Below are 2,301 nucleotides of genomic sequence, written 5' to 3'. Positions count from 1 at the left end.
CGTGAATTTCTCTCAAACGGGTACACGTGACCCGCCAAAAATTCATAAACCGGATAGGTTTTATCTTCGAGACTCGCCTAGTGAGAACTGGCGAGTCTTTTTTATTCGACTCTTCCAAATACTACCAAATCTATGATAAAATAAAGTGACACACGGATACACATTACGGCGTAGTAAAAATGAGCCATATCTACTGGGAACTGAACGAGATTCCGATCCCCGAATTCGCACTGGTCAACAGCCACGACGCCCGCGTCTATACGGTCCGCAAGGGCCCCAACGGCGAGCGCAGGCGAACGGTCATCGGGCGCGCTACGGGACCCACGCACATGCACCCGAACAACACCTTCAAGTTCGAGCATCCGAAGCTCTGGGAGGAGTACTACGGCGGTCTCGAACTCTCCGAGCATCTCGTGCAGGTGGGGCTCTACGCCACCACCCTCGCCGTCGCCCAAAACACGGGGCTTTACCGTAACGTGTTGGCTTCGTTCGGGCCGCTCTACGGCAACGGGATCATGGACTACGCCATGTTTTCCATCGCTGAGAGAAGTTCCTCAACGCAGCTCTTCGACGAAGCGATGGCGCTTCGGATGCTCTTCTCCCGTGAACGCCATGACGACTCGTGGTTCTCGCGGCTCTTCTCGCGCCACATGACGCCGGAGGCCGTGCACGACTTCAAGATCAGGCACATCAAGCGCTGCGTCGAACGCGGCATGCGCAAGGTATGGCTTTGCGTCGACGGCTCGAACAACGACTGTGCCGTCCGCAACTCCGATCTCGCCGAACCCGGGAAGGCGAAATCCGGCAAGCAGGTCCCGATCGTCAGCTACATTTGGGCCGTCAGCGCAGAGGAAGGGAAGCCCGTGACCTGGGCCGTGAACCGCGGAGGCGTCGTTGATGCGACGGCCATTCGTGAGATCGTCGAGTTCGTCGCTCATTCCGGCTTGGAAGTCGAAGGCGTGATCGTGGACCGCGGCTTCTGCAGTCAGGAACTCCTCGAGCTTCTGGAGGAGCTCAATCTCCGCTACATCCTCATGCTCAAGAGCAACCACAAGGGCTACCGGGAAATGCTCGACGCTCACCTTGCTGAGGTTCGCTGGCAAGTGGAGAACGTCTTCTCCGACGACGGCATCTTCGGCGTGACGGACCACAAGCCCATCTTCGAGAACAGCTCGAAGGAGAGCTGCATCGGACTCTTCTTCGACGCCAACACTGGCTCGATGGCCGCGCTTCGCCTCATCAAGAAGGTGCGGCAGGAGGCGCGCCGCCTTCAGGCTTCCATCGCCGCCGGGCGCACCCCCTCCGTTGCGGAGCCGCTCAAGAAGTACCTCGAAATTGCCGAAGAAGACGGCGTCCGAAGCGTGAGCTACAAATGGGGAGCATGGCAGAAGGCCGTTGATTCCAAGGGGTTCTTCGCCATCGCATCCTCTGACGAAATGAGCGCCGAAGAGATCTACCGCCTCTACCAACTACGCGACGCCTCCGAGACGCAGTTCGCCATCTTCAAGTCGGAGCTGGGTATGGACGCCCTGGGCGTCCATACGGATGCGAGCATCCGAAACAAGTTTGCCGTCGCCTTTGTGGCGGGCATCATCCGGACCGAGATCATGCGGGCCTGCCGGCGTTTCGACCGAAACACCAATCAGGTGATCCGTCATCTCGACCACTGCATGATCAAGCTCATGCCCGACGACTCCTACCGCTTCATCGACAACCTGAAACAGGACGACAAGACGCTCTACGCCGAGTGGGGACTCAATGTCGAGCACTTCCGCTACCTCGCGTCGACGCTCGGGAACAACGATGCGGCTTCAAAAAACGCTCAAGTCCGCCACCTGCCGGATGCGCCCCAGGAAACGCCTCCGCGGCGTGGCCGACCGCCGAAACCCAAGTCGGATGAACCGGAGACGCCGAAACGCAGACCCGGCCGCCCGAAGGGGAGCAAGAACAAGAAGACTCTGGAGCGGGAGGCCGCCATGGCGAACATGCCGCCTGCGCCGAAGCGCAAGCCCGGACGCCCCAAGGGAAGCAAGAACAAGAAGACTTTGGAGAGGGAAGCTTTGGCTGCGGCGGCTGCTGCCGCGGCAGCTGCCCCCAAGAGAGGCCGGGGACGGCCGAAGGGCTCGAAGAACAAGAAGACGCTGGAGCGCGAGGCCATGCTGGCGGCCCAAAAACAGACTGCACCGACGGACGAGAAAGGCGTCGAGAAAGACTGACCTCGGCGCGGATCAACCGGCGCTCGGATGAAAATATTCAGACTCTCACCGAGCGCCGAGTGTACCCGTTTGCGAGAAATTCACG

Annotated in this window: 1 protein-coding gene; it reads left to right on the top strand. The window is 59.7% G+C overall.

Translation table 11 applies throughout. The annotated features are described in order from the left end of the window. Positions 1-179: 179 nt before the first annotated feature. Positions 180-2,216 (top strand): IS1634 family transposase, encoded by a 2,037-nt coding sequence (locus tag HMPREF9440_RS01755; protein WP_008540892.1) that lies wholly within the window; start codon positions 180-182, stop codon positions 2,214-2,216. Positions 2,217-2,301 lie beyond the last annotated feature (85 nt).

The sequence above is a fragment of the Sutterella parvirubra YIT 11816 genome (assembly GCF_000250875.1).
Classification (GTDB): domain Bacteria; phylum Pseudomonadota; class Gammaproteobacteria; order Burkholderiales; family Burkholderiaceae_F; genus Sutterella; species Sutterella parvirubra.
Note: the sequence above shows the minus strand (reverse complement) of the source record. Positions and strands in the feature narration are given on the sequence as shown.

Bases quoted from the DNA above. Each gene is read 5' to 3' on its own strand.
- HMPREF9440_RS01755 (WP_008540892.1), top strand. From the start codon at position 180: ATGAGCCATATCTACTGGGAACTGAACGAGATTCCGATCCCCGAATTC.